Genomic DNA, 25,320 nt, shown 5'->3' with positions numbered 1-25,320 from the left:
TATAGTCACAGCTAGAGACTCGAAAATCGCAGGCAGATACAATGCGCGATCCCTATGAGGTGCTGGGCGTTGCCAAGAACGCCTCGGCCAAGGACATAAAGGCGGCCTACCGGAAGCTCGCCAAGAAGCACCATCCTGACCAGAATCCCGATGATTCCAAGGCCAAGGATCGCTTCGCTGCGGCCAACCAGGCCTATGAGATACTCGGCGACGAGAAGAACCGCGCAGCCTTCGACCGCGGCGAGATCGACGCCGAGGGTAAGCCGCGCTTCCAGGGTTTCGAGGGCGCCGGCGGCGATCCTTTCGCCGGTTTCAGGCGCCAGCAGGCGGGTCCGGGCGGTGGTCCGGGCGGCACGCGCTTCGAGTTCCGCAGCGGCGGCGCCGATCCGTTCGCCGGCGGGGCTGGCGACATCTTCAGCGAGCTTTTTGGCCAAGGCTTTGCGCAGGGTGGCGGGGCCGGCGCGCGCCGCGCGCCTCCCGGCCGCGATGTCAACGTCACGCTCGACGTCACCATCGAGGAAGCGGCCACCGCCCCTAAGGTCGCCGCGATGTTCCCGGACGGACGCAAGATGTCGGTCAAGCTGCCGACCTATGTCGAGGATGGCCAGACGATCAGGCTCAAGGGCCAGGGCGAGCAGGGGCCGGGCGGGGCTGGCGATGCGCTGGTCAAGATCCGGTTCCGCAGGCATCCGCGCTATCGCGTCGAGGGCCGCGACCTGCATGCCGATCTGCCGGTTCCGCTGAAGGACGCGGTGCTGGGCGCAAAGCTCGCCGTCGAGACGCCGACCGGACGACTGGCCGTCAACGTCCCGGCCTGGTCGAGTTCGGACAAGGTGCTGCGCCTCAAGGGCCGTGGACTGCCGGAAAAGACCGGCGGCCACGGTGATCTCTACGTTCATGTCCGTCTGATGCTGCCCGAAGGCGGCGATCCGGAGCTGGAAGCGCTGATGAGGAGGCAGTAGGCAATCAGCAGTCGAACACTGCCGATCTCAAAGCGGTCCGGTTGCTTAACCTGCTGCCTGTTGCGTAGTGCCGACTGCCTGTGCGATACGGCGGGCCGTCTCTACCTCTATTCGGAGTTGTTTCATGGCGGTTGGTCAGGGCCTGATGGCCGGCAAAAAAGGCCTGATCCTTGGCGTGGCCAACAACCGTTCGATCGCCTGGGGGATCGCCAAGGCTTGCGCCGACCAGGGCGCCGAGCTGGCATTCACCTACCAGGGTGATGCGCTCAGGAAGCGCGTCGAACCGCTCGCCGCGGAGATCGGCGCGCTGGTCGCCGGCCACTGCGATGTCACCGATGCGGCGACCATAGACGCCTGCTTCGCCACGATCGAAAAGGCATGGGGGAGGCTGGATTTCGTGGTCCACGCCATCGGCTTTTCGGACAAGGACGAGTTGACGGGCCGCTACGTCGACACCAGCCACGGCAACTTCCTGCGCACGATGGACATCTCGGTCTATTCTTTCACCGCCGTCGCCCAGCGTGCCGAAAAGCTGATGACGGACGGCGGCTCGATGCTCACCATGACCTATTATGGCGCCGAGAAAGTGATGCCGAACTACAACGTCATGGGCGTCGCCAAGGCCGCGCTCGAGGCGAGTGTGAAATATCTCGCCGTCGACCTCGGCCCCAGGAACATCCGCGTCAACGCGATCTCAGCCGGACCGATCAAGACGCTGGCCGCCTCGGGCATCGGCGATTTCCGCTACATCCTGAAATGGAACGAATACAACGCACCGCTCCGCCGCACGGTGTCGATCGAGGAGGTCGGCGACGCCGGCCTCTACCTCCTGTCGCATCTTTCGCGCGGCGTGACCGGCGAAGTGCATCACGTCGATTCCGGCTATCATGTCATCGGTATGAAGGCGGTGGACGCTCCCGATATCTCGACGGTCAAGGACTGAAGCATCCCCAGTCGGCCGGGACGGACCGCGGCATGCCCCCGCTCTGCTACTTCGTCAGGCACGGCCAGACCGGCTGGAACGCCGAACTGAGGCTTCAGGGCCAGGCCGACACCGACATGACCGACCTCGGCCGCAGCCAGGCCGTCCGCAACGGACGCCGGCTCGCCGGGCAGATCGCGTCCCCGGGAGATTTTGATTTCGTCGCGAGCCCTTTGAAGCGTACTCGCGAGACGATGGAACTGATCCGCGCCGAGATGGGCCTGCCGCCGCAAGGCTACCGCACCGACCCGCGGCTGATGGAGGTGCATTTCGGCGACTGGCAGGGCTTCACCTACCCCGAGCTGGAGGCGAGGCAGCCCGGCTCTACCGCCGCGCGCTTCCAGAACAAATGGGGCTTCGTCGCGCCCGGCCCGGGCGGGGAGAGCTACCAGATGCTGCTCGACCGGGTGAAACCCTGGTTCGAGGCGATCGAGCGGCCGACCATATGCGTCACCCATGGCGGGGTGATCCGGACCCTGTTCAGGCTGGTCGAGGAGATGCCCGTCAGCGAAGTCGCCGCTATGGATGTCGCGCAGGACCGTGTGCTGAGGCTGAAGGATTCCAGGCTGGAATGGCTGTAGGGGCGCTGCCCTCTACTCCGACAATTCCATGTCGGTGATCATGTTCTGGTCGCCGACCTTGTCGTAGGCGAGCAGCACGTCCATGCCTTCCTGGATGGCGTCGACATCGAATTCGCCGGGAAGCTTGTAGGAATTGCCGTTTTCGAGCGTGATGGTCAGATTGTCCCTGTCGACGGCCTTGATCTTGCCCTCTGCCTCGGCCGCGAAGGCGGCGCCGGAAAATGTCGTGGAAAACATCAGGGCGGCGGCGAGGGCGCCTGTCAGGCTACGCATGATGAACCTCTTATCTTGTCCTGCTTTTTGCGCGGCGGGCATTGTCCGGCGCGAAGCAGAGCAGAAACATCCCGAATGTGTCAAAACTAAAACCCCGTTTTGCACGACCTTCTGCATCTGCGCCGCTTTTAAGACGCTTAGCCGCCGCTGGTATCAGTTCGGTGACGGCGCGTCGTGGTCGATCGGGCCCCGCGTAACCAATATGGGTGGCGACAAAGGCTGGCGTGGTTTGACCGCCGCGGAAAAGGCCAATAGAAGGCTGCCGTTGCCGGCATGCCAAGCCGGCCGGGACCGCTTCCAATGTCTCACAACACATTCGGGCACCTTTTCCGGGTCACCACCTGGGGCGAAAGCCACGGGCCGGCGCTCGGCTGCGTGGTCGATGGCTGCCCGCCCGGCATCCGCTTCACGCAAGCCGAAATCCAGCGCGAGCTCGACAAGCGCCGGCCCGGCCAGTCGCGTTTCGTCACCCAGCGGCGCGAGCCCGACGAGGTGAAGATTCTCTCCGGCGTGCTCGAAGACGGCGACGCATTGGTCACCACCGGCACGCCGATCTCGATGCTGATCGAGAATGTCGACCAGCGCTCCAAGGACTATGGCGAGATCGCCAGGCAGTACCGCCCCGGCCATGCCGACTACACCTACGAGATGAAGTACGGCATCCGCGACCATCGCGGCGGCGGCCGTTCTTCGGCGCGCGAGACTGCGGCGCGTGTCGCTGCTGGCGCCCTGGCGCGAAAGGTCGTTCCCGGCCTGATCGTGCGCGGCGCGCTGGTGTCGATGGGCGAGAAAGCCATCGACCGCGCCAACTGGAACTGGAATTTCGTCGGCGATCCGGAAAACCCCTTCTTCACGCCGGATCCGGCTTCTGTGCCGGTCTTCGCCGAATATCTCGACGCCATTCGCAAGGCCGGCTCCTCGGTCGGCGCGGTCATCGAGATCGTCGCCGAGGGCGTGCCGGCGGGGCTGGGCGCGCCGATCTACGCCAAGCTCGACCAGGATATCGCCGCCGGCCTGATGTCGATCAACGCGGTCAAGGGCGTCGAGATCGGCAACGGCTTCGAGGCGGCAAAAATCACCGGCGAGAAGAATGCCGACGAGATGCGCATGGGCAATGACGGCAAGCCGGTGTTTCTGTCCAACAATGCCGGCGGCATTCTGGGTGGCATCTCGACCGGCCAGGACGTGGTCGCGCGCTTCGCCGTCAAGCCGACCTCGTCGATCCTGGCCCCGCGCCGCTCGATCGACCAGGACGGCAACGACGTTGACGTCATGACCAAGGGCCGCCACGACCCCTGCGTCGGTATCCGCGCCGTGCCGATCGGCGAGGCGATGGTTGCCTGCGCCATCGCCGACCATTATCTGCGGCATCGAGGACAGACGGGGAAATAAGTGAATAGTGAGTAGTGAACAGTGAGTAGGGAAGGCCGGAAAATCGAGGCTTTTTCACTATTCACTACTCCCTATTCCCTACTCACTCAAAAGTGAGCAAAGCGAGCATCATGCCTTACGATCAGAAGAAAGTCGTCGAAGCCCTGCGCGCGTTCGAGCGTGGCGAAATCGTCGTCGTCATGGACGATGACGGCCGCGAGAACGAGGGCGATCTGATCGTCGCCGCCGTCCACTGCACGCCCGAGAAGATGGCCTTCATCGTGCGCCACACCTCCGGCATCGTCTGCGCGCCGATGACCCGCGCCGATGCCAAGCGGCTGAACCTTGCCCCGATGGTCGCCGACAACGATTCCGCCCACACCACGGCTTTCACCGTCAGCGTCGATTTCAAGCACGGCACCACGACAGGCATTTCGGCCGACGATCGCACGCTGACCGTGCGCAACCTCGCCAACGGCAACGTCGGCGCTGCCGATTTCACGCGGCCCGGCCACATCTTCCCGCTGATCGCGCGCGAGGGCGGCGTGCTGATGCGCTCCGGCCATACCGAAGCCGCGGTCGACCTCTGCAAGCTCGCCGGCCTGCCGCAGGTCGGCGTCATCTGCGAACTGGTCAACGACGACGGCAGCGTCATGCGCGGCCCGCAGGTTACCGCTTTCGCCGAAAAGAACGGACTGAAGCGCGTGTCGGTTGCCGACCTCATCGCCTATCGCCAGCGCCAGGAGACGCTGATCGAACGCGTCGAATGCTTCGATCTCGATACGCCCGGCGGCAAGGCAAAGGCCTATGCCTACACGCTGCCCTGGGATCCCATGCAGCATCTCGCCGTCGTCTTCGGCGACATCCGCGATGGCGAGGACGTGCCGGTCCGCCTGCATCCGGAAGAAGTGGTGCGCGATGTTTTCGGCACCGGCCATCGCCTTGACGACATCATGAAGACGATGGGCGAGAACCGGCGCGGCGTCATCGTCTATCTGCGCGAAGGCTCCGTCGGCGTCGGCCATCGCGACCGCAATCGCCCGGCGCAGGGCGAGGGTCACGACGAGGCGCGGCGGCGCGAGAGCGAATGGCGCGAGATCGGCCTCGGAGCCCAGATACTGAAGGATCTTGGCATCTCATCGATCCGCCTTCTCACCACGCGCGAACGCCATTATGTCGGCCTCGAGGGGTTCGGCATCCTGATAGCCGCCACCGAGATCATCTGACGCAGATGGGCTGCTGAAGGACAAGTCCGCCTGATCATCCGCCCGGACGCAACAAGCCGGGCGGCTTGGGTTATACTGCCGGAACTTTGCGCAATCGGGGGCGATTCGGCATGTGGGACTTCGAGATCGGCAGGACGCTCGGCATCGTCATCCGCACCTGGCCTTTCGTCATCTTGCGCATCGCCGTCTATTTCAGCATCACCGTCGCCTATATCGTCTCGACCGGCGCGGGCGCCGGCATCGGCTACGGCGTCGGCCATATCGCTGGCGATGACGGGCCTTTCACCTTCGCCATGTGGGGCGGTATCTTCGGCTTCGGCCTCGTCTCGATGCTGTTCTACTGGCTGCGCGAATACATCCTCTACCTCGTCAAGGCTGGCCACATCGCCGTCATGGTCCATCTGATCGACGGAGTGGACGTGCCCGGCGGGCAAGGCCAGATCGCCTACGCGCAAGGCGTCGTGCGCGAGCGTTTCGCCGAGGCTAACGTGCTTTTCGTGCTCGACCAGCTCATCAAGGGCGTCGTGCGCGTCATCACCGGCTTGATCGGCGGCGTCGCCGCATTCCTGCCGATCCCGGGCCTTCAGGGGCTGGCGAAATTCGTCGACGCGGTCATCCGCATGTCGCTCACCTATGTCGACGAGATCATCCTGGCTTACAACATTCGCGTGCGGAGCACTGCCCCCTTCGAGACTGGACGCCAGGGCGTGGTGCTCTACGCGCAGAATGCGAAGACCATGCTCAAGAACGCGATCTGGCTCACCGTCATGACCTGGGTGCTCGGAATCGTCGTCTTCTTCCTCACGCTGGCGCCCGCCGGCGCCATCCTCTACGCCATGCCGGGCGAGCTCGCCGGCTGGGCTTTCGTGTTCGCCATCGTCTTCGCCTGGGCCTTCATCTCGGCTTTCATCGAGCCTTTCGTCGTCGCGGCGCTCATGCAGGTCTATTTCAAGAAGATCGAAGGCCAGGTGCCTGACCCCGCCTGGGACATGCGGCTCGCCGAGACCTCCAAGCATTTCCGCGAGCTCAAGGACCGCGCGCTGGCGTCGGTCGGCGGTTCGCGCTGGGGCGGCGCTCCCGGCAGCAGGCAAAGCTCCCAAAGCCTGTGAACATCTGCGCCCTGCATGAGCCGGGCGTGGAAAACACGTCGCTTGGAGCCTATATCGGGTCATGGTCACAAGGCTCTATTCCCATCCGATCTATCTGGAGCACCTGACGCCACCGGGCCATCCGGAGCGCCCGGACCGGCTTCGCGCCATAGAGCGCGTGCTCGAGGACGAGAAATTCGCTGCCCTCGACCGCGTCAAGGCGCCTGAAGGCGATCCCGCGACGATCCTCTACGCCCACCCGAAATCCTTCGTCGACAAGGTCAGGAGCGCGATTCCCGAAGAAGGCATCAGGAGCGTCGATGCCGACACCTCCGTCAGCCCAAAAAGCTGGCAGGCCGCTCTCACCGCCATCGGCGCCGCCAACGCCGCCGTGGACGACGTTTTCTCCGGCCGCGCAGACAACGTCTTCGTCGCGTCGCGTCCGCCCGGCCACCATGCTGAGAAGACCACTGCGATGGGCTTCTGCCTGTTCAACAACGCGGCGATCGCCGCCCGCCACGCCCAGAAGGCTCATGGCGCCGAACGGGTCGCCATCGTCGACTGGGACGTCCACCACGGCAACGGCACGCAGGACATTTTCTGGGACGACCCCAGCGTGCTCTACTGCTCGACCCACCAAATGCCGCTCTATCCCGGCACCGGCGCCTTGAGCGAGACCGGCGCCGGCAACATCGTCAATGCGCCGCTTGCGCCCCGCAGCGGCAGCGACGTCTTCCGCGACGCCTTCCTGTCGCGCGTGCTGCCGGCCCTAGATGATTTCGCTCCCGACCTGATCATCATCTCGGCAGGCTTCGACGCCCATCACCGCGATCCGCTGGCCGAGATCAACCTCACCGAGGACGATTTCGACTGGGCGACCGGACAGCTCATGGAAAGCGCGGACCGTCATGCCAGAGGCAGGGTCGTCAGCCTGCTCGAAGGCGGCTACGATCTGCAGGGACTGGCATTTTCGGTCGCGGCCCATGTCGGCCGCATGATGAAGGGATGAAGCATGGCCGACGAGCCGAACGAAGACATCAAGGCGATGAGTTTCGAGCAGGCGCTTGAGGCGCTGGAGCGCATCGTCGACGACCTCGAACGCGGCGACGTGCCGCTCGACCAGTCGATCCGCATCTACGAGCGCGGCGAGGCGCTGAAGGCCCATTGCGACCGCCTGCTCAAGTCGGCCGAGGACAAGGTCGAGAAGATCCGCCTGTCGCGCGACGGCAAGCCCGTCGGCGCCGAGCCGCTCGACGCTGAGTGAGGGCAATCTATACTGATCTGGGAGGCCACTATGTGCCGCAACATCAGACAGCTTTTCAATTTCGAGCCGCCCGCCACGGATGACGAGGTGCGCAACGCTGCCCTTCAGTTCGTGCGCAAGATCAGCGGCTCCACCAAGCCGTCTCAGCGTAACGAAGCTGCTTTCCATCGTGCCGTCGATGCCATCGCAGCTAACGTCCGCGAACTGATCGATTCCATGGAAACCACGCAGCCGCCGAAGAACCGCGAAGAGGAAGCCGCCAAGGCGCGCGCCCGCACGCTGATCCGTTTTGCTTGAATTTCCGGCTGCCCTGATCTATCTTAGCCAGACTTAGCTAAGGATGCCTGAAATGACTACGGTCAACATGCTGGAAGCCAAGACTTCCCTGTCGAAACTCGTGGAAGCAGTGGAGAGCGGGGCGGAAAGCGAAATCATCATCGCCCGCAACGGCAAGCCGGCGGCCAAGCTTGTGCCGCTAGGTGCGGCGCCGAAGAAGAAACTGCGGCTGGGTCTGGCGCGAGGCAAATATCCGCCGCTCAACTATGAGGCATTTCAGGCCCTGGACGCTGAGGTCGAGAAAATGTTCCTCGGCAAGGAGAAGTGAAACTCCTGCTGGACACGCATGTTGCGGTCTGGATGACGAACACGCCTGAGCGGATTCCCCGAGAGCTGCTTTCCGACATCAAGATCGCCTATCCGCACGTCTTTGTCTCCGTCGTCGCGATATGGGAAATCGCCATCAAGCATCAACTCGGTCGACCGGACGCTCCGCCCTTGTCGGGACATCAGGCGATCGCCGAATTTGAAGCGGCCAATTTCAGCTTGCTTCCCGTCACCGCAGCCCATGCCGCCTTCGTGGAGCGCCTTCCGCTAATCCATTCCGATCCGTTCGATCGGCTGATGCTGGCACAGGCAATCATGGAGAACATGCAATTCGTGACTTACGACCGGCATTTGTCGCGCTACGATGTCGCGCTTCTGACTTGGTCGTAGCGCAGCGAGGCCACCATGAGCTTCTTCCCCGGAACCGACCCCGAAATCGGCGACAAGTTCGCCTGCGACGCCATCGAACTGATGGTCATCCCGAGCGCCAAGGACATTGGCGGCTTCGAGGTGCGCCGCGCGCTGCCCACCGCCAAGCGCCGGCTGGTTGGCCCCTTCATCTTTTTTGACCGCATGGGGCCGGCGATCCTGAGGGCAGGGCAGGCGCTCGACGTGCGCCCGCATCCGCACATCGGGCTCGCCACCGTGACCTATCTGTTCGACGGCAAGATCAGGCACCGCGATTCGCTAGGCACCGAGATGGTCATTGCGCCGGGCGACGTGAACCTGATGACCGCCGGCCGCGGCATCGTCCACTCCGAGCGTACGCCGCAGGAATTGCGCGGGGCGCCGATGTCGGTCTCCGGCCTGCAGACCTGGCTGGCGCTGCCCGACGGCAAGGAGGAGGTCGCGCCGCTGTTCGAAAACACCGCGCGCGATGAACTGCCCGAATTCGACGACGGCGGCGCATCCGGCCGCGTCGTCATCGGCGCATTCGATGGACTGAAATCGCCGGTCCGCGCTGCTTCCGACACGCTCTATGCCGACATCAGGCTGAAGCCTGGCGCAAGCATCAGGATCCCCGCCAATGCCGAGGAGCGAGCCATCTACACGCTGGAAGGCACCGTCACCATCTCCGGCGACAGCTTTCCGGATAACCGCCTGCTGGTCTTCAGGCCCGGCGACGAGATCGTCGTTTCGTCGGAGGCGGGCGCGCATTTCATGCTCTTCGGCGGCGCATCGCTCGGCTCGCAACGCTACATCTGGTGGAATTTCGTCTCCTCCTCGAAGGAACGCATCGAGCAGGCCAAGGAGGAATGGAAGACCGGCCGTTTCGACATCGTCCCCGGCGACGACAAGGAGTTCATTCCTCTCCCCGAGGGCTGAGCAGGCCTTGGGCGCATTTACTTTCGGCCGCTGCGCCCCTATTCGGTCGGAAATGCGCCGCAAGGCTATCAGCGCCAGGATTGTCATCGAAAAAGGTTGCCCGACCGAGTGAACTCCAGACCGCAAACCCCGCTGCTCGACAAGGTGAAGGTTCCCGCGGACCTCCGCCTCCTGCCCGAAAGCGACCTGCCCCAGCTTGCCGACGAGCTGCGCGCCGAGCTGATCGACGCCGTGTCGCTGACCGGCGGCCATCTCGGCGCCGGGCTCGGCGTCGTAGAGCTCACGGTCGCGCTGCACCATGTTTTCGATACGCCTGATGACCGGCTGATCTGGGACGTCGGCCACCAGGCCTATCCGCACAAGATACTCACCGGCCGCCGCGACCGCATCCGCACGCTGCGCGCCGAGGATGGGCTCTCGGGCTTCACCAAGCGGGCCGAAAGCGAATACGACCCGTTCGGCGCCGCACATTCGTCGACCTCGATCTCCGCCGGCCTCGGCATGGCGGTCGCACGCGATCTCAAGCACGGCAATAACAATGTCATCGCCGTCATCGGGGATGGCGCGATGTCGGCCGGAATGGCCTACGAGGCGATGAACAATGCCGGCGCGCTCGACGCGCGGCTGATCGTCATCCTCAACGACAACGACATGTCGATCGCCCCGCCGGCCGGCGCGATGAGCGCCTACCTTGCCCGGCTCGTCTCCGGCCGCGCCTACCGGTCGATGCGTGAGACGGCCAAGCAGCTGGCCAGGAAGCTGCCGAAATTCTGGCAGGAGAAGGCACGCCGTTCCGAGGAATTTGCGCGCGGCTTCTGGACCGGCGGCACGCTGTTCGAGGAACTCGGCTTCTATTATGTCGGCCCGATCGACGGCCACAATCTCGAACACCTGCTGCCTGTGTTGAAGAACGTTCGCGATACGATCGACGGGCCGGTGCTCATCCACGTCGTCACCCAGAAGGGCAAGGGTTATGCTCCGGCGGAGGCGGCGAGCGACAAATATCACGGCGTAAACAAGTTCGACGTCATCACCGGCGCGCAGGCCAAGCCGCCGGCCAACGCGCCCGCCTACACGAAAATCTTTGCCGACAGCCTGATCGACGAGGCCGCGCGTGACGACAGGATCGTTGCGATTACCGCCGCCATGCCGTCCGGCACCGGGCTCGATCTGTTCGGCGAGATTTTCCCGTCGCGCACCTTCGATGTCGGCATTGCCGAGCAGCACGCCGTCACCTTCGCCGCCGGCCTCGCGTCCGAGGGGCTGAAGCCCTTCGCGGCCATCTATTCGACCTTCCTGCAGCGCGGCTACGACCAGATCGTTCACGACGTTGCGATCCAGAGGCTGCCGGTGCGTTTCCCCATCGACCGCGCCGGCTTCGTCGGCGCCGACGGCCCGACCCATTGCGGCGCCTTCGACACCACCTTCCTGGCTTCCCTGCCCGGCATGGTGGTGATGGCGGCGGGCGACGAGGCGGAGCTGCGCCACATGGTGCGAACGGCCGCCGAGTATGACGAAGGTCCGATCGCCTTCCGCTATCCGCGCGGCAACGGCGTCGGCGTCGACATGCCCGAGCGCGGCTCGGTGCTCGAAATCGGCAGGGGTCGCGTGCTTCGCGAAGGCAGCAAGGTTGCGCTGCTCTCCTTCGGCACGCGGCTGCAGGATTGCCTGCTCGCGGCGGAAGAGCTTTCCGCCGCCGGCCTTTCGACCACGGTTGCCGATGCGCGTTTCGCCAAGCCGCTGGACGAGGATCTTGTCCGACGTCTTGCCCGCGGACATGAGGTGCTGATCACGGTGGAGGAGGGCGCAATCGGCGGCTTCGCCGCCCAGGTGCTGCATTTCCTTGCCCATCAGGGCCTGCTGGAAACCGGTCTCAAGGTGCGCCCGCTTGTGCTGCCCGACGCCTTCACCGACCACGCCAAACCCGAGAAGATGTATGTCGATGCCGGCCTGGACTCGACAGGAATCGTCAGGACCGTCTTTGCCACGCTTGGCCGCGTCGCCGATCAAGCCGCCACCGCTTGATGGTTAACGCAGGGTCGCTTCGCTAACTCTCTGTTTACGCTGCCCTTTGGCAGATTGCTTACCCTGTCTCTTGGCCGTTTCTTAGCGCTGACCTGATAGCGGTTCTCTCTAGCGCGCCGTGCGTCTTCGGACGCACGAAGGACGCGCTGGCGCGTTGAAGCGGCTGCATCGTGCTTACCGAAAACCGGCTCCGGTTTTCGGGCGGATGCAGTGGGCAGGGAGAATTTGGCGGGATGAAAGCGCTGGTTTGCGCAGCATCGGCGATTGCGTTGGTGGGGCCGGCGACGGCCGAGTCCCGCTACGACCGTAAGCTGGAGGAGGCGGTGATCGCCATCGTCGCCGCCAAGATCGGCGACATACGCGGCGGCTTTGACTTCGACTCCAAGCCGATGATGGTTGTCGTGCAGGACGATGTCGTGATGGGCACGACCGACATGAACGCCGCGACGGACAAGCCGCCCGAAGGCATGGCGCGGGCAACCGACCGCTGGATTGCGGCGCCTGCCACTTTCTGAACTGTCACCGAATTGCTTGCCTTCGCGCCGGTCCTTCTCCAATGAAGGCCATGGCCGCAGCCCAGAAATCCGAACACCGCGTCCGGCTCGACGAACTTCTCGTCGGCCGCGGCCTTTATGCGACCCGCTCGCGCGCCCGTGACGCCATCGAACGCGGCGCGGTCACCGTCGATGGCGCGGTTGTCGCCAAACCCGGCCACGCCGTCCCGGCATCGAGCGAGATCGGCGTCGACGATCCCGCGGCCCGCTACGTTTCGCGCGGGGCGTTGAAGCTCATCACCGGCCTCGACCATTTCGGTTTCGATCCGGCCGGCAGCCAGGCGCTCGACATAGGCGCCTCCACCGGCGGCTTTACGCAGGTTCTGCTCGAGCGCGGCGCCGCGCACGTGACGGCGATCGACGTTGGCCACGGTCAGCTCGACGGGAGCCTTCGGGACGATCCGCGCGTCACCGTCATCGAGGGGCTCAACGCGCGCGACCTTGCCGCCGCCGATCTCGGTAGCGTCCCGGATGTTCTCGTCTGCGATGTCAGCTTCATCTCGCTGAAGCTGGCGCTCCCGCCCGCCCTGGCGCTCGCCGCACCAGGTGCGACGGGCGTATTCCTGGTGAAGCCTCAGTTCGAGGCTGGCCGCGACGCGATCGGCAAGGGAGGCATGCTGAAAGACCCCGCGGAAGGCCCGCGCATCGCCGAGAACCTTCGGGCTTGGCTCGACGCTCAGCCTGGCTGGCGCGCGCTCGGCACCTGCCCGTCGCCGGTCGCGGGTGGCGACGGCAACCGCGAATTCCTGCTGGCCGGGATAAAAGACCGGTGAGCGCCCCCTTCGAGATCGCGCGCCTGGGCGCGCAAGGGCACGGCATCGCCGATACCGAGACCGGCCCCGTCTTCATCCCGTACACGCTGCCAGGCGAGATCATCACCGCCGCACGCGTGAAGGACCGCGCCGACCTCATCGCCATCCGCTCTGCCTCGCCCCAGCGTGTCGAACCGCCTTGCCGGCATTTCGGCGTCTGCGGCGGTTGCGGGATCCAGCATCTTGCTGAACCGGCCTATCTCGGCTGGAAGCGCCAGAAGGTCGTGCAGGCTCTGCACGCCGGTAGGATAGACGCCGAGGTCACCGACATCGTGCCTTGCGCGCCCGGAACACGCCGGCGCGTCACCTTTTCCGCCCGCAGGAGCGAGCATGGCGCAATGCTCGGATTCAACAAGGCGTTGTCGAACGAGATCGTCGACATCGCCGAATGCCCGATTTCGGTTCCCGAAATCGTCTCGGCGCTCGATCGCCTGCGCGTTATGGCGGGCATGATTTCGGCGACGCCGCAGCCTTTCCACATGACCGTCACGGCGACGGACTCCGGCCTCGACATCGCCGCCGAGGGCACTGGCAAGCTCGGCGAGGGCAAGCGCCGCATCGTCTCCGAATTCGTCGTCAGGCAAGGCTTCGCGCGGCTCTCCGTCGACGGCGAGATCGTCGTCGAGCCGAGAAAGCCCGCGGTCCTCTTCGGCGACGCAGCCGTTCCCATCCCGCCGGGAGCCTTCCTGCAGGCGACCGCCTTCGCCGAGCAGGCAATGGCGGAATTGGTCGTTGCCCATTTCTCCCGCGCAAAGAAGGTCGCGGACCTCTTCGCCGGCTGCGGCAGCTTTGCGCTGCGGCTCGCAAAACAGGCCGAGGTTCATGCGGTGGAGGGCGACGCCGCCGCGCTTGCCGCGCTCGACCGCGGCTTCCGGCAGACGTCCGGCCTCAGGCGCGTCACCCATGAACGCCGCGATCTCTTCCGCCGTCCGCTGACTTTCAAGGAACTCAACGCCTTCGATGGGCTTGTCTTCGATCCGCCGCGCGCCGGCGCGGAAGACCAGTCGAAGCAGATCGCCCGCTCCGACGTGCCGTTAGTCGCGGCTGTCTCATGCAATCCGGGAACGCTGGCGCGCGACCTCGCGATCCTCGTCGCGGGCGGCTACCGGGTGAAGAGCGTCACCCCGATCGATCAGTTCCTCTGGTCGCCCCATGTCGAGGCGGTGGCCTTGCTGGAGAAGCCGAGAAGCCGGCGCTAGTTTGCTTGGTAGGAGGGCCGGGCTCGTGTCAACTCGGTGGCAAAGCCAGACGGGCCGGGTCGATCTGGAGTTCCCGCAGCGATCTGGTTATGGGGGTTTTCCAACCCTGCGCTCCCTCTGCGCACGCGCTTTCATACGCGTCAACCAAAGCCCAAGGATCGGCTGTCTGCAACGCTTCGATCAACGCGTGCGCCTGTCGTAGATCCTTGCCCCGCTTCGGCCGGTCGTGCGTGCGCTTCTGGGCAACGATCAGCTTGTGGATAGCAAAGCGTGCGGGTGCCGGGACTGCAACCGGGACACCCGAACCGAAAAGGGCCACCGCAGGGATTGGAGTGTCTATGAGCCAGCGCAGGTGCTGCAGCGGGGTCGCTCCGGCTTGCAGGTTCTTTAGCGGAAGTGGATTCGGATCGGTCCGTCGTAGCTGCGGCGTAAGCAGGTCGACCACGAAACCGTTGTCGGATCGAAAATGCGAAGGAAGACTCTGCGGATCGAGACCGGGAACAGCTGCAAACGTCGGATCGGCGCGACGCAGAATTATTTCCATCGTGTCGCTCGCCTCAATGCCGGAAATGGCCAGGGATGCCGTTGCCAGATCGGCATCCTTCGTCATCATCGAGGAACCGGGCAGGGTAACACCTATAATGGCCGAGTAGCACTGGTAAGCTGCGGTTCCGACCAAAACGGCGTGTCGATGCAAGCCCGCATCGGCACATGCGTCCAGCACTGCTCCAAGGGCGTCGGATGGCGAGGGGATACCGGCACTTTTCAAGGCTCGAACAATCCAGCGGCGCGATCTTGCCCGCCTTGATTCGAGTTGAATTGCGTTGACCCTTCGCTGTGTTGCATCATCGTCTGTCCTGCCCAGAAAAATGTCACGCCGCACTGTCCCGACCGGGTTCTTGAGGTAGGCATACTCGGTGCCCTTGACCCTGCGCACATAGACAGAGCCGAACTGCTCCCGAGGTACATGGACCTGCTGGACGAGATCTTGGTAGAGAGTTTGAACGGTTGGATCGAGCGTTTTCATGGTCTACAGACAAATTCAAGCCTTGTGTCTGTAACATGCGAAGTTACAGACACAAAGCGAATTCTGTCTGTAACTTGAAACGGCAATCCTGGGCTTGGATGCGCTTACCTGCGCTCTCGGGCCGATCAGACCCTTGTCCCGCCCAGCGTCATCTGGTCCATGCGCAGATGTGGCTGGCCGACGCCGACCGGCACACCCTGTCCGGCCTTGCCGCACATGCCGATACCATTGTCGAGCTTCATGTCGTTGCCGACCATGGAGACGCGGTGCATGGCGTCCGGCCCGTTGCCGATCAGCATCGCGCCCTTGATCGGCTGGGTCACCTTGCCGTCCTCGATCATGTAGGCCTCGGTGCAGCCGAACACGAATTTGCCTGATGTGATGTCGACCTGTCCGCCGCCGAAGGAGACGGCGTAGACGCCGTTCTTCACCGAGGCGATGATCTCCTGGGGGTCCATGTCGCCCGATGTCATGTAGGTGTTGGTCATGCGCGGCATCGGCTGGTGCGCATAGCTTTCGCGCCGCCCATTGCCGGTTGGCTTCACGCCCATAAGTCTCGCGTTCTGCCGGTCCTGCATGTAGCCGACCAGCTTGCCGTCCTCGATCAGCACGTTGCGGTTGGTCGGCGTGCCTTCGTCGTCGACGGTCAGCGAGCCGCGCCGCTCGGTTATCGTGCCGTCGTCGACCACGGTCACGCCCTTGGCGGCGACCTGCTGACCCATCAGTCCGGCAAAGGCCGAGGTCTTCTTGCGGTTGAAGTCGCCTTCCAGCCCATGACCTACCGCCTCGTGCAGCATGACGCCCGGCCACCCCGATGAAAGCACGATGTCGAAGGTGCCTGCCGGCGCCGGCACGGCCCTCAAGTTCACCAGCGCTTGACGCAGCGCTTCGCTGGCGGCGTGCTTCCAACTGTCCTCGGCAAGGAACTCGGCGAAACCCTTGCGGCCGCCGGTGCCGAACGAACCGCTTTCCTGCCGGTCGCCGTCGCCGACAACCACAGAGACGTTGAGGCGCACCAGAGGGCGGATGTCGCGCACGATCTGGCCATCGCCGCGCACGATCTCGACATGCTGCCAGGATGCGGCAAGCGAAGCCGTCACCTGGCGCACGCGCGGGTCGGCGTTCCTCAGATGCGCATCTATCTCCTGCAGCAGCTTCGCCTTTTCCTCGAACGACGGCGAGCCGATCGGGTTCTCGTCACTGTAGAGATGGCGGTTGGTGCGCGTCGGCGCGTCGGCCAACGTGCCGGAGTAGCCGCTCTTCACCGCGGAAACGGCATCCGAGGCGCGCCTGAGCGCCGCTTCCGAAAGGTCGCTCGAATGCGCGTAGCCTGCCGCTTCGCCGGCCACCGCGCGCAGGCCGAAACCCTGGTCGGTGCTGTAGTTCGCGGTTTTCAGCCGGCCGTTGTCGAACATCAGCGACTCGCTCTCGCTGCTTTCGAGATAAAGCTCGCCGTCGTCGGCGCCGGCGATCGTTTCCGATACCAGTTCCTTCAGGCGCTCCTCGGAGCAGTCGAACAGGGAGGTCAGGGATTTTGTCATGGCGCGGCCTTTGATAGGGATTGCTCCCTATCTAGGATTTTGCGCTCGCCCAATCCAGTGCAGCGGATGCTATGCACTCTGAGCGATGAAACCAAAGCGCGAAAAGAGAAAACGGCGGCCTCGGTCGGGTCTGTCGAGATTCAGGTCAGGCGGAGTCGAAAATGGGGGGTTTCGAGAACCGGAGCGGAGCGTACATTTGGGTACGTGAGCACCGGAAGCGCAGAAACCGCCGGTTGCAGGCCGGCCTCACCTGAATATCGGCGGACCCTAAGGCAGCGCGTCGAAAGCATCGCCGAAGCCGGCAAGGTCGACGGGGATGCCGATGCCTTCTTCAGGCGTCGCGAACACGATGAAGGTGGCTTCCTTGCCGGTCCTCAGCGTGTCGAGCAATTGCTGTTCGAGGATGACCTCCGCGTAGCAGCCGTCCGCGAAGCACTGCTTGAAATAGGCGCGGCCGTTGTCCTTCTTGTCGATGTAGAGTCCGAGGCCGGTCGGCAGCAGCACGCCGAGCGGAGCCAGCACGCGCATGATCTCGGCCTTGCGGTCGGCGGTCTTCAGGATAACGACGGACAGGCCAAGGTCCGCGCGGTCTTCGGCGACAACGTTCTGCATCATGATGCATTGCTCGGAACTGGCGCCCGCCGGCGTGTCGCAGATGATCGACCACGAACCGTGCGTGGACCGAACGGAGCCGTTCTGCTGCGCCCAGCTGGACTGCACGAGGCCGGGCAGGGCCAGAGCCGCTATTGCGGCAAAGGCAACCTTGATGAAGGTTTTTCCAGGCCCCGATTTCATGGCGGCTCCATTGCGAATCACGGGCATGATATGCCGGGACATCCGCGATTAGTAGGATTGCGCCGCTTCCTGTCTCCGGAAAGCGTCGGTTTCGCTGCTTTTCACGTGGAAATTTGCCCTAATTGCGACGGCGGGCGACGGTTCGGCCGCGCATGTTGTCAAGGCAACCGTCGTTTTGCCTGGCGCCGGGTGCGCGCCGGAACATCGCGCAAAAATGCCGCACGGTTTGCTCCGCTCCTTCCTTGCGATAGGAAAGAGAGTATGGTTTGAACCAGCCAAGGCATCCGATGGGATTCCCGCGGGGGCCGGTCGGGATCTGGTGCGGGTTTGCCGTTTGCCGGCACGCGATTGGGAGACGGACAGGTCTATGAGAAGACTTCTTTCATCGGCTGGCGCCATCGCCGCCTTTCTTGCCAGCGCCGGTGCCTACGCTGCACAGCCTACGCCCTGGCAGACGCGTTTCCAGCCGGCTGCGACCGACATCATGGCGCAGACCGAATGGTTCGAGAAATACACGCTCTGGTTCATCATCCCGATCACGCTCCTGGTCCTGTTCCTGCTTGCGTGGTGCATCCTGAAATACCGCGCCAGCGTCAATTCGACGCCGTCGCGCATCAGCCACAACACGTTGATCGAGGTCATCTGGACGGTCGGCCCGGTCGTCGTGCTTCTGTTCCTGGCTGTGCCGTCGTTCCAACTCCTGACCGCGCAGTACACTCCCGGGGAAGAAGCCAAGCTGACGGTCAAGGCGACCGGCAACCAGTGGAATTGGGACTACGAGTATCAGGTCGAGGAGCCGCTTTCCTTCAATTCGGCGATGATGCCTGACGCCGACCGCGCTGCCGCCGGAAAGGAAGACCGCGCCATTTATCCGCGCCTCCTGGCGGTCGACAATGAAATGGTGGTTCCGGTCAACACGATGGTGCGCGTGCTCGTCACGGCGGCCGACGTGATCCACGCTTTCGCGATGCCGGCCTTCGGCATCAAGACCGACGCGGTGCCGGGCCGCATCAACGAGATCTGGTTCAGGGCCAACAAGGAAGGCCTTTATTACGGGCAGTGCTCCGAACTTTGCGGCAAGGACCATGCCTTCATGCCGATCGCCATTCGCGTGGTGAACGACGCGCAATACACAACCTGGCTGGCGGCGGCCAAAACCGACCTCGACGGCGCGAACAAGGCGCTGATGGCGGCGGTCGACGGTGGCGGGTCGGTCACAGTCGCCGGCAACTGACGTCAGGCGGGCAGAAATCAGGGAACGGACCATGGCAGGCGCGACAACCCACCATCACGAAGACCACCACGATCACCGGCCCAAAGGCTGGGCTCGCTGGGTGTATTCCACCAACCACAAGGACATCGGCACCCTCTACCTGATCTTCGCGATTTGCGCCGGCATCATCGGCGCGTTGCTCTCGATCGTCATGCGCATGGAGCTGCAGGAACCCGGCATCCAGATTTTCACCGGCCTGGCCTCCATGGTCTACGGTCTGGACGGCGACGCCGCGATCGACGGCGGCAAGTCGATGTACAACGCCTTCACCACCGCGCACGCGCTGATCATGATCTTCTTCATGGTCATGCCGGCGCTGATCGGCGGCTTCGCCAACTGGATGGTGCCGATCATGATCGGCGCGCCGGACATGGCGTTCCCGCGCATGAACAACATCTCCTTCTGGCTGCTGCCGCCGGCCTTCCTGCTTCTGATCCTCTCGGCCTTCGTGCCGAGCGCGCCGGGAGCATACGGCGTGGGCGGCGGCTGGACGATCTACCCGCCGCTGTCGACCTCAGGCCAGCCGGGACCTGCGATGGACCTCGCGATCCTGTCGCTTCATCTCGCCGGCGCCTCGTCGATCCTCGGCGCCATCAACTTCATCACCACCATCTTCAACATGCGCGCGCCCGGCATGACGCTGCACAAGATGCCGCTCTTTGCCTGGTCGGTGCTGATCACCGCCTTCCTTCTGCTGCTGTCGCTCCCCGTTCTGGCGGGCGGCATCACCATGCTGCTCACCGACCGCAATTTCGGCACCACCTTCTTCGCTCCGGAGGGCGGCGGCGACCCGATCCTGTTCCAGCATCTGTTCTGGTTCTTCGGCCACCCGGAAGTCTACATCCTGATCCTGCCGGGCTTCGGTATCGTCAGCCACATCGTCTCGACCTTCTCGAAGAAGCCCGTGTTCGGCTATCTCGGCATGGCCTATGCGATGGTCGCGATCGGCGCGATCGGCTTCGTCGTCTGGGCGCACCACATGTACACGACCGGCCTGTCGCTCGACACGCAGCGCTACTTCGTGTTCGCCACCATGGTGATCGCGGTGCCGACCGGCGTGAAGATCTTCTCCTGGATCGCCACCATGTGGGGCGGTTCGATCTCCATGCGCACCCCGATGCTGTGGGCGATCGGCTTCATCTTCCTGTTCACCGTCGGCGGCGTCACCGGCGTCCAGCTGGCGAACGCCGGCCTCGATCGCTCGCTGCACGATACCTACTACGTGGTGGCGCACTTCCACTACGTGCTGTCGCTCGGCGCCGTCTTCGCCATCTTCGCGGCCTGGTACTACTGGTTCCCGAAGATGACCGGCTACATGTATTCGCCGTTCATCGCCCGGACCCATTTCTGGGTCACCTTCGTCGGCGTCAACCTGGTGTTCTTCCCGCAGCACTTCCTCGGCCTTGCCGGCATGCCGCGCCGCTACATCGACTATCCGGACGCCTTTGCCGGCTGGAACATGGTCTCGTCCTACGGCTCGTACCTTTCGGGCTTCGGCATGCTCGTCTTCCTGTTCGGCCTCTTCGAGGCCTTCTCGAAGAAGCGCATCGCAGGCGCCAATCCCTGGGGCGAGGGGGCGACGACGCTCGAATGGCAGCTGCCTTCGCCGCCACCCTTCCACCAGTGGGAGCAACTGCCCAAGATCAAGTAGGCTGAACAGGATCGACGCCGCCGGAAACCGGCGGCGTCCGGTCAAAACGGAAGTTTTTTACGCGATAGGAACTGAAGAGTGACTGCCGAGTAGCATGACCCTTTTGGACAAGACCGTTCTCGACGATGCCGGCCTCTCCGAGGCGACGGCCGGCGATTATCTGGAGCTGTTGAAGCCCCGGGTGATGTCGCTTGTCGTCTTTACGGCCTTCGTCGGCATGGTCGCGGCTCCGGTCACGCTGAACCCCTTCATCGCCGTCGTCGCCATCCTGTCGATCGCCATCGGCGCCGGCGCGTCCGGCGCGCTCAACATGTGGTACGACGCCGACATCGACGCCTTGATGTCGCGCACCAAGGCAAGGCCCATTCCGAAAGGCAGGATCGCGCCGCGCGAAGCGCTGGTTTTCGGCCTCGTGCTGTCGGCGCTGTCCGTCTTGACGCTCGGCGTGCTGGTGAACTGGCTTTCCGCCGGCCTGCTCGCCTTCACCATCTTCTTCTACGCCGTCGTCTACACGATGTGGCTGAAGCGCTGGACGCCGCAGAACATCGTCATCGGCGGCGCCGCCGGGTCCTTCCCGCCTGTCATCGGTTGGGCCGCCGCCACCGGCACGGTCAGCCTCGAGAGCGTTATCCTCTTCCTCATCATCTTCCTGTGGACGCCGCCGCATTTCTGGGCGCTGGCGCTCTACAAGTCCGGCGAATATGCGCGCGCCGGCATCCCGATGATGCCGAATGTCGTGGGTCCTGCCTCGACGAGGCGGCAGATCTTCACTTACGCGCTCATTGTTGCGCTGGTCGGCGTCGTTCCCTTCGTGCTCGGCTACACCGGCGAAATCTACGGCGCGGCGGCCACCATCCTCGGGACGGGTTTCGTGATCTACGCTGCAAGCGTCCTTGCTGCCCCGCTCGACGACCCCACCATGAAAGCCGAGAAGGCGCTTTTCGGTTTCTCGATCCTCTACCTCTTCGGCATCTTCGCAGCCTATCTCGCCGACGCGCTCGCCGGGCGCATCCTCGCGGCGGGAGGCGTCTAGGGCCATGGACCAGGAGTTCGTCACGCTCACCGAGAGCCAGAAGAAGGCGCGCCGCAGCCGCTCGGTCGCGATCGCCATCGGCCTCTTCGCGCTGGTCGTCATCTTCTACATCGCCACGATCGTGAAGTTCGGCCCCGGCATTCTCGACAGGCCCATGTGAGCGGCGATGGCTGAGGACAGGACACTAGCCGATCTGAAAAGGCAGGGCTCGAACCGGCTCGTCGCCGGCCTCTGTCTCGCCTTCTTCGGCGGCATGGTCGGCATGGCCTACGCCTCCGTGCCGCTCTACGCCATGTTCTGCCAGATCACCGGCTATGGCGGCACGACGCAGCGCGTCGAGCAGTATTCCGACCGCGTGCTGGACCGCAAGATCACCGTCCGCTTCGATGCGAATGTCTCGGGCGGCCTGCCATGGGACTTTAAGCCCGTCGCCCGCGATGTGACGATCAAGATCGGCGAGACGGCGCAGGCGCACTATACCGCGTCCAATCTGTTCGCCACGCCGACCGCCGGCCGCGCCACCTTCAACGTGACGCCGGAGATTGCGGGCTCCTACTTCAACAAGGTCGAGTGTTTCTGCTTCACCGACACGACCTTGAAGCCGGGCGAAACGCTCGATATGCCAGTCGTGTTCTATGTCGCCCCCGATATCGCGGACTTGCCTGAAATGAAGAACATCAACACGATCACGCTTTCCTACACCTTCTTCCCGATCGCGGAAGACAAGCCCGTGGCCGCCGCGCCGCAGGCCGAGGCAATACCCACCAACACCGACGGCAATCTCGGGGGCTGACATGGCGGACGCAAACGCTCACGCAAAACCGCAACACGACTACCACATCATCGACCCGAGCCCGTGGCCGTTTATCGGCTCGGTCGGCGCATTGGTCATGGCGATCGGCGGCGTCGCCTGGATGCAGTACATGAAGGGCAACGAGTTCCATCTCTTCGGCCTGAACATTGCCACGCCGTGGCTGTTCTTCATCGGTCTCGCGATCGTGCTCTACACCATGTTCTCCTGGTGGTCGGACACCATCAAGGAAGGCCACGAAGGTCACCACACCAAGGTCGTGTCGCTGCACATGCGCTACGGCATGATCATGTTCATCGCTTCAGAGGTGATGTTCTTCGTCGCCTGGTTCTGGGCCTTCTTCGACGCCAGCCTCTTTCCTGGCGAGGCCGCGCAATACGCCCGCGCCGCCTTCACCGGCGGCGTCTGGCCGCCCAAGGGCATCGAGGTGCTCGATCCCTTCCACCTGCCGCTCTACAACACGATCATACTGCTCTTGTCGGGCACCACCGTCACCTGGGCACACCACGCGCTGCTCCACGGCGACCGCAAGGGCCTGGTCAACGGCTTGGCCGTCACCGTCGGTCTCGGCATCCTCTTCTCGATCGTGCAGGCCTACGAATACGTGCACGCGCCGTTCGGCTTCCACGATTCCATCTACGGCGCGACCTTCTTCATGGCGACCGGCTTCCACGGGTTCCACGTGCTGATCGGCACGATCTTCCTGATCGTCTGCCTCATCCGCGCAATCGGCGGCGACTTCACGCCCAAGGCGCATTTCGGCTTCGAGGCCGCCGCCTGGTACTGGCATTTCGTCGACGTGGTCTGGCTGTTCCTCTTCGCCTCGGTCTACGTCTGGGCCTCGGCTGGCGCGACCATCGCAGCCGGGCACTGACGTTCGCCGAAGCTGTGTTATTTAGACAGTCGGTCGCGGCGACGCGGCCGACTTTTTTCTGGCAGGATTGCGCCGCATAGTCGACGCTTGAACGCGGGCGGCGATAACCCAAGTGACGGAATTGAACGACAACAGCGGCTTCCCTCCGATCGAGCCCATCGCGGCCGGCCTGAAAGGCTGCTGTCCGCGCTGCGGCAAGGGCAAGCTCTTCTCGGGCCTCCTGACCGTCGCGCCGAGCTGCGACAAGTGCGGCCTCGACTATTCATTCGCCGATGCAGGCGACGGGCCTGCCGTGTTCGTCATCCTGATCATCGGCTTCATCGTCGTTGGCCTGGCGCTCTGGATGGAGGTCAACGTCAATCCGCCGCTCTGGGTGCACTTCACGATGTGGATTCCGCTGACGGTGGTGCTCAGCCTGGGCGCGTTGCGCCTGGTCAAGGGAGTTCTCGTCACGTTGCAATACGCCAACAAGGCTGCCGAGGGCCGGGTCGATCAATGAGCGGTGCCGCCGCAGCCGCGCCAGGCCGCTTCCCCTGGCTCTTCGCCGTGCTCGGCCTCTTCGCCTTCGTCACATTGCTCGCGCTCGGCACCTGGCAGGTTCAGCGCCTGCAGTGGAAGGAGGGCCTGCTTGCCACGATCGAGGCGCGCAGGACCGCCGCACCTCTGCCGCTCGCCGAGATCGAGGCGCTCCACAGGTCGATCGGCGACGTCGACTACATGCCGGCAACGGTGACGGGCATCTTCCGTCACGGCGGCGAGCGCCACTTCCTGGCGACCTGGAAAGGGCAGTCAGGCTTCTTCGTCTATACGCCGCTGGAACTCGAAGACGGCCGCTTCGTCTTCATCAACCGGGGATTCGTCCCCTACGGCCTGAAGGACCCGTCGAAACGCCCGTCCGGCCAGGTCGAGGGCGAGGTGACCGTCAACGGCCTGGCGCGCAACCCCCTGCAGGCAAAGCCTTCCTCGCTGGTGCCCGACAACGACCCCGCCAGGAACGTGTTCTACTGGAAGGATCGCGACGCGATGGCGAGGAGCGCCAATTTGCGCGCCGGGGCCGAGGTCGTGCAGGTGTTCATCGATGCCGGCGATACACCCAATCCAGGCGGCTATCCGGTCGGCGGCGTCACCCTGATCGACCTGCCCAACAGCCACCTGCAATATGCCGTCACCTGGTACGGCCTCGCCGCCGCGCTGGTCGCCGTTATGGGCGTCGCGTGGTGGCGATCGAGGAAGCGCGCCAACCCTCCCTTCTCACATTGAGGCGCAAGCAGCCGGTTCGTCGCGCGACCTCGAGTTCATACGCAAGCTGCGCCGAGGTGACCGGGCGGCTCGACCTTCGAAGCATCTGGATAATCTGAAAAAAGCCGTCCCGCTGCCGACTCCTGCTGCCACAATGCTGTCAGTACGACTGTGTCACGAAAACCGCGGAAACGGATCGTTACGACCGAAGGAAAAGTGATGAAATTTGCATCCACCCGTCTCGTCGCCGCGGACATCAAAAGCATGGTGGCCTTCTACGAACTGGTGACGGGCTACCGCGCGGACTGGCTTGCTCCCGTGTTCGCCGAGATCGTCACGCCGGGCGCGGCTTTGGCAATCGGGAGCGCGGAGACGGTGGCTCTGTTCAAGGAGGGCAGCGCGGAGCCCCGCGCCAACAAGACCGCCATTCTCGAGTTCATGGTATCGGACGTCGATGCGGAATTCGCACGGCTCAAAGACCAGGTCGAAGTGGTGCATGAGCCCAAGGATTTGCCTTGGGGAAACCGCACCGTCCAGTTCTCCGATCCTGAGGGCACCCGCGTCGCCCTCTATACGCCCGTTACCGAGGCGGCGAGACAACGCTTTAGCGGTCGGTGATGGGCTGGCCTGCCAGGTTATCCCTCGGTGAGGGAGGTCCGCATATGACGGCCGCTGGCGCGTAGCTGGTCGCGCTACTGCTAGCTTGAGCGGTTTCCCTTTGGGTCGCTTGCGACATAGGTCCATAGCAGCCGCTTCGCGGCGATTAGCGTGTACGTCACGCCCTTCTTCGTCCCTGGTTTCGAAACTCGA

Annotated in this window: 29 protein-coding genes and 1 pseudogene; 25 read left to right on the top strand and 5 right to left on the bottom strand. The window is 64.0% G+C overall.

What is annotated here, in order from left to right:
* Positions 1-41 precede the first annotated feature (41 nt).
* The 3 genes from ABLE71_RS00880 to ABLE71_RS00870 all read left to right on the top strand — a co-directional run bounded on the left by ABLE71_RS00880 (position 42) and on the right by ABLE71_RS00870 (position 2,525).
* Positions 42-962 (top strand): DnaJ C-terminal domain-containing protein, encoded by a 921-nt coding sequence (locus ABLE71_RS00880; protein ID WP_348781499.1) that lies wholly within the window; start codon positions 42-44, stop codon positions 960-962.
* A gap of 124 nt (positions 963-1,086) precedes the next feature.
* Positions 1,087-1,905, top strand: coding sequence for an enoyl-ACP reductase FabI (gene fabI / locus ABLE71_RS00875; protein WP_348781498.1), 819 nt, complete (start codon positions 1,087-1,089; stop codon positions 1,903-1,905).
* 32 nt (positions 1,906-1,937) lie between these two features.
* Positions 1,938-2,525 (top strand): histidine phosphatase family protein, encoded by a 588-nt coding sequence (locus ABLE71_RS00870; protein WP_348781497.1) that lies wholly within the window; start codon positions 1,938-1,940, stop codon positions 2,523-2,525.
* Positions 2,526-2,537: 12 nt separating this feature from the next.
* Here ABLE71_RS00870 and ABLE71_RS00865 read toward each other — a convergent pair whose 3' ends face one another.
* Positions 2,538-2,798, bottom strand: coding sequence for a DUF1344 domain-containing protein (locus tag ABLE71_RS00865; RefSeq protein WP_348781496.1), 261 nt, complete (start codon positions 2,796-2,798; stop codon positions 2,538-2,540).
* A gap of 300 nt (positions 2,799-3,098) precedes the next feature.
* Here ABLE71_RS00865 and aroC point away from each other — a divergent pair, with 300 nt between their 5' ends.
* The 13 genes from aroC (at position 3,099) to ABLE71_RS00800 (ending at position 14,266) form a co-directional block, all read left to right on the top strand.
* The gene (gene aroC / locus ABLE71_RS00860; RefSeq protein WP_348781495.1) at positions 3,099-4,190 is read left to right on the top strand and encodes a chorismate synthase; all 1,092 of its coding nucleotides are present in this window, start codon (positions 3,099-3,101) and stop codon (positions 4,188-4,190) included.
* 110 nt (positions 4,191-4,300) lie between these two features.
* Positions 4,301-5,395: a 3,4-dihydroxy-2-butanone-4-phosphate synthase gene (gene ribB / locus ABLE71_RS00855; RefSeq protein ID WP_348781494.1), complete on the top strand. Its 1,095-nt coding sequence runs from the start codon at positions 4,301-4,303 to the stop codon at positions 5,393-5,395.
* A 110-nt stretch (positions 5,396-5,505) separates the two neighbouring features.
* A complete protein-coding gene (locus ABLE71_RS00850) occupies positions 5,506-6,504 on the top strand; it encodes a hypothetical protein (protein ID WP_348781493.1) in 999 nt (332 codons plus the stop codon).
* Between the two features lie 61 nt (positions 6,505-6,565).
* Positions 6,566-7,492, top strand: a complete 927-nt coding sequence (locus ABLE71_RS00845) for a histone deacetylase family protein (RefSeq protein ID WP_348781492.1) — start codon at positions 6,566-6,568, stop codon at positions 7,490-7,492.
* A 3-nt stretch (positions 7,493-7,495) separates the two neighbouring features.
* Positions 7,496-7,747, top strand: a complete 252-nt coding sequence (locus ABLE71_RS00840) for an exodeoxyribonuclease VII small subunit (RefSeq protein WP_348781491.1) — start codon at positions 7,496-7,498, stop codon at positions 7,745-7,747.
* Between the two features lie 30 nt (positions 7,748-7,777).
* Positions 7,778-8,044 carry a DUF2277 domain-containing protein gene (locus ABLE71_RS00835; protein WP_348781490.1) on the top strand — a complete coding sequence of 89 codons (267 nt, stop codon included), beginning with the start codon at positions 7,778-7,780 and terminating at the stop codon, positions 8,042-8,044.
* Between the two features lie 52 nt (positions 8,045-8,096).
* Positions 8,097-8,351: a type II toxin-antitoxin system prevent-host-death family antitoxin gene (locus ABLE71_RS00830; protein WP_348781489.1), complete on the top strand. Its 255-nt coding sequence runs from the start codon at positions 8,097-8,099 to the stop codon at positions 8,349-8,351.
* The gene (locus ABLE71_RS00825) at positions 8,348-8,740 is read left to right on the top strand and encodes a type II toxin-antitoxin system VapC family toxin (protein WP_348781488.1); all 393 of its coding nucleotides are present in this window, start codon (positions 8,348-8,350) and stop codon (positions 8,738-8,740) included. The genes ABLE71_RS00830 and ABLE71_RS00825 overlap by 4 nt, the downstream gene beginning before the upstream one ends.
* Before the next feature lie 15 nt (positions 8,741-8,755).
* Positions 8,756-9,676, top strand: a complete 921-nt coding sequence (locus ABLE71_RS00820) for a pirin family protein (RefSeq protein ID WP_348781487.1) — start codon at positions 8,756-8,758, stop codon at positions 9,674-9,676.
* 108 nt (positions 9,677-9,784) lie between these two features.
* Positions 9,785-11,701 carry a 1-deoxy-D-xylulose-5-phosphate synthase gene (gene dxs, locus ABLE71_RS00815; protein ID WP_348781486.1) on the top strand — a complete coding sequence of 639 codons (1,917 nt, stop codon included), beginning with the start codon at positions 9,785-9,787 and terminating at the stop codon, positions 11,699-11,701.
* 233 nt (positions 11,702-11,934) lie between these two features.
* Entirely contained in the window at positions 11,935-12,216 is a 282-nt protein-coding gene (locus ABLE71_RS00810; RefSeq protein ID WP_348781485.1) for a hypothetical protein, read from the top strand.
* A gap of 50 nt (positions 12,217-12,266) precedes the next feature.
* On the top strand, positions 12,267-13,028 hold the full coding sequence (locus tag ABLE71_RS00805) for a TlyA family RNA methyltransferase (protein ID WP_348781484.1): 762 nt from the start codon (positions 12,267-12,269) through the stop codon (positions 13,026-13,028).
* Entirely contained in the window at positions 13,025-14,266 is a 1,242-nt protein-coding gene (locus ABLE71_RS00800; protein ID WP_348781483.1) for a class I SAM-dependent RNA methyltransferase, read from the top strand. Before ABLE71_RS00805 ends, ABLE71_RS00800 begins: the two co-directional genes overlap by 4 nt.
* Before the next feature lie 28 nt (positions 14,267-14,294).
* On the opposite strand, the gene ABLE71_RS00795 is transcribed toward ABLE71_RS00800, so the two are convergent.
* The 3 genes from ABLE71_RS00795 to ABLE71_RS00785 form a co-directional block, all read right to left on the bottom strand.
* Positions 14,295-15,293: a GSU2403 family nucleotidyltransferase fold protein gene (locus ABLE71_RS00795; RefSeq protein ID WP_348781482.1), complete on the bottom strand. Its 999-nt coding sequence runs from the start codon at positions 15,291-15,293 to the stop codon at positions 14,295-14,297.
* Between the two features lie 125 nt (positions 15,294-15,418).
* Positions 15,419-16,834, bottom strand: coding sequence for a metalloprotease TldD (tldD, locus tag ABLE71_RS00790; protein ID WP_348781481.1), 1,416 nt, complete (start codon positions 16,832-16,834; stop codon positions 15,419-15,421).
* A 267-nt stretch (positions 16,835-17,101) separates the two neighbouring features.
* Positions 17,102-17,629 carry an invasion associated locus B family protein gene (locus ABLE71_RS00785; protein WP_348781480.1) on the bottom strand — a complete coding sequence of 176 codons (528 nt, stop codon included), beginning with the start codon at positions 17,627-17,629 and terminating at the stop codon, positions 17,102-17,104.
* 367 nt (positions 17,630-17,996) lie between these two features.
* Between ABLE71_RS00785 and coxB the strand changes: the two genes are divergently transcribed.
* From coxB to ABLE71_RS00745, 8 genes are all read left to right on the top strand, one after another.
* Positions 17,997-18,863 (top strand): cytochrome c oxidase subunit II, encoded by an 867-nt coding sequence (gene coxB, locus ABLE71_RS00780; RefSeq protein ID WP_348781479.1) that lies wholly within the window; start codon positions 17,997-17,999, stop codon positions 18,861-18,863.
* A gap of 31 nt (positions 18,864-18,894) precedes the next feature.
* Entirely contained in the window at positions 18,895-20,553 is a 1,659-nt protein-coding gene (ctaD, locus tag ABLE71_RS00775) for a cytochrome c oxidase subunit I (RefSeq protein WP_348781478.1), read from the top strand.
* Between the two features lie 94 nt (positions 20,554-20,647).
* Positions 20,648-21,586 (top strand): heme o synthase, encoded by a 939-nt coding sequence (locus tag ABLE71_RS00770; RefSeq protein WP_348781477.1) that lies wholly within the window; start codon positions 20,648-20,650, stop codon positions 21,584-21,586.
* A 4-nt stretch (positions 21,587-21,590) separates the two neighbouring features.
* On the top strand, positions 21,591-21,746 hold the full coding sequence (locus tag ABLE71_RS00765; RefSeq protein WP_348781476.1) for a hypothetical protein: 156 nt from the start codon (positions 21,591-21,593) through the stop codon (positions 21,744-21,746).
* Positions 21,747-21,752: 6 nt separating this feature from the next.
* Positions 21,753-22,379: a cytochrome c oxidase assembly protein gene (locus ABLE71_RS00760; RefSeq protein ID WP_348781475.1), complete on the top strand. Its 627-nt coding sequence runs from the start codon at positions 21,753-21,755 to the stop codon at positions 22,377-22,379.
* 1 nt (position 22,380) lies between these two features.
* Positions 22,381-23,271, top strand: a complete 891-nt coding sequence (locus ABLE71_RS00755) for a cytochrome c oxidase subunit 3 (protein WP_348781474.1) — start codon at positions 22,381-22,383, stop codon at positions 23,269-23,271.
* 121 nt (positions 23,272-23,392) lie between these two features.
* Positions 23,393-23,770, top strand: a complete 378-nt coding sequence (locus ABLE71_RS00750; RefSeq protein ID WP_348783615.1) for a DUF983 domain-containing protein — start codon at positions 23,393-23,395, stop codon at positions 23,768-23,770.
* The gene (locus ABLE71_RS00745; protein WP_348781473.1) at positions 23,767-24,531 is read left to right on the top strand and encodes an SURF1 family protein; all 765 of its coding nucleotides are present in this window, start codon (positions 23,767-23,769) and stop codon (positions 24,529-24,531) included. Before ABLE71_RS00750 ends, ABLE71_RS00745 begins: the two co-directional genes overlap by 4 nt.
* A 13-nt stretch (positions 24,532-24,544) precedes the next feature.
* Here ABLE71_RS00745 and ABLE71_RS00740 read toward each other — a convergent pair.
* Positions 24,545-24,625 (bottom strand): annotated as a pseudogene (locus ABLE71_RS00740) (HTH domain-containing protein); the annotation flags it as partial.
* A 104-nt stretch (positions 24,626-24,729) separates the two neighbouring features.
* Here ABLE71_RS00740 and ABLE71_RS00735 point away from each other — a divergent pair.
* Positions 24,730-25,128: a VOC family protein gene (locus ABLE71_RS00735; protein ID WP_348781472.1), complete on the top strand. Its 399-nt coding sequence runs from the start codon at positions 24,730-24,732 to the stop codon at positions 25,126-25,128.
* Positions 25,129-25,320: the final 192 nt, after the last annotated feature.

It is taken from the genome of Mesorhizobium sp. KR9-304 (assembly GCF_040049215.1).
Classification (GTDB): domain Bacteria; phylum Pseudomonadota; class Alphaproteobacteria; order Rhizobiales; family Rhizobiaceae; genus Mesorhizobium_K.
The sequence above is the reverse complement of the archived record's forward strand: the minus strand, read 5'-3'. Positions and strand labels throughout refer to the sequence as shown.

Coding starts and splice junctions, on each gene's coding strand:
- ABLE71_RS00840 (WP_348781491.1), top strand. CDS start 7,496: ATGGCCGACGAGCCGAACGAAGACATCAAGGCGATGAGTTTCGAGCAG.
- ABLE71_RS00765 (WP_348781476.1), top strand. CDS start 21,591: ATGGACCAGGAGTTCGTCACGCTCACCGAGAGCCAGAAGAAGGCGCGC.
- ribB (WP_348781494.1), top strand. CDS start 4,301: ATGCCTTACGATCAGAAGAAAGTCGTCGAAGCCCTGCGCGCGTTCGAG.
- aroC (WP_348781495.1), top strand. CDS start 3,099: ATGTCTCACAACACATTCGGGCACCTTTTCCGGGTCACCACCTGGGGC.
- ABLE71_RS00745 (WP_348781473.1), top strand. CDS start 23,767: ATGAGCGGTGCCGCCGCAGCCGCGCCAGGCCGCTTCCCCTGGCTCTTC.
- coxB (WP_348781479.1), top strand. CDS start 17,997: ATGAGAAGACTTCTTTCATCGGCTGGCGCCATCGCCGCCTTTCTTGCC.
- ABLE71_RS00770 (WP_348781477.1), top strand. CDS start 20,648: ATGACCCTTTTGGACAAGACCGTTCTCGACGATGCCGGCCTCTCCGAG.
- ABLE71_RS00795 (WP_348781482.1), bottom strand. CDS start 15,293: ATGAAAACGCTCGATCCAACCGTTCAAACTCTCTACCAAGATCTCGTC.
- ABLE71_RS00845 (WP_348781492.1), top strand. CDS start 6,566: ATGGTCACAAGGCTCTATTCCCATCCGATCTATCTGGAGCACCTGACG.
- ABLE71_RS00735 (WP_348781472.1), top strand. CDS start 24,730: ATGAAATTTGCATCCACCCGTCTCGTCGCCGCGGACATCAAAAGCATG.
- ABLE71_RS00835 (WP_348781490.1), top strand. CDS start 7,778: ATGTGCCGCAACATCAGACAGCTTTTCAATTTCGAGCCGCCCGCCACG.
- ctaD (WP_348781478.1), top strand. CDS start 18,895: ATGGCAGGCGCGACAACCCACCATCACGAAGACCACCACGATCACCGG.
- ABLE71_RS00865 (WP_348781496.1), bottom strand. CDS start 2,798: ATGCGTAGCCTGACAGGCGCCCTCGCCGCCGCCCTGATGTTTTCCACG.
- ABLE71_RS00880 (WP_348781499.1), top strand. CDS start 42: ATGCGCGATCCCTATGAGGTGCTGGGCGTTGCCAAGAACGCCTCGGCC.
- tldD (WP_348781481.1), bottom strand. CDS start 16,834: ATGACAAAATCCCTGACCTCCCTGTTCGACTGCTCCGAGGAGCGCCTG.
- ABLE71_RS00820 (WP_348781487.1), top strand. CDS start 8,756: ATGAGCTTCTTCCCCGGAACCGACCCCGAAATCGGCGACAAGTTCGCC.
- ABLE71_RS00805 (WP_348781484.1), top strand. CDS start 12,267: ATGGCCGCAGCCCAGAAATCCGAACACCGCGTCCGGCTCGACGAACTT.
- ABLE71_RS00850 (WP_348781493.1), top strand. CDS start 5,506: ATGTGGGACTTCGAGATCGGCAGGACGCTCGGCATCGTCATCCGCACC.
- ABLE71_RS00830 (WP_348781489.1), top strand. CDS start 8,097: ATGACTACGGTCAACATGCTGGAAGCCAAGACTTCCCTGTCGAAACTC.
- ABLE71_RS00755 (WP_348781474.1), top strand. CDS start 22,381: ATGGCGGACGCAAACGCTCACGCAAAACCGCAACACGACTACCACATC.
- ABLE71_RS00785 (WP_348781480.1), bottom strand. CDS start 17,629: ATGAAATCGGGGCCTGGAAAAACCTTCATCAAGGTTGCCTTTGCCGCA.
- ABLE71_RS00760 (WP_348781475.1), top strand. CDS start 21,753: ATGGCTGAGGACAGGACACTAGCCGATCTGAAAAGGCAGGGCTCGAAC.
- ABLE71_RS00810 (WP_348781485.1), top strand. CDS start 11,935: ATGAAAGCGCTGGTTTGCGCAGCATCGGCGATTGCGTTGGTGGGGCCG.
- fabI (WP_348781498.1), top strand. CDS start 1,087: ATGGCGGTTGGTCAGGGCCTGATGGCCGGCAAAAAAGGCCTGATCCTT.
- ABLE71_RS00870 (WP_348781497.1), top strand. CDS start 1,938: ATGCCCCCGCTCTGCTACTTCGTCAGGCACGGCCAGACCGGCTGGAAC.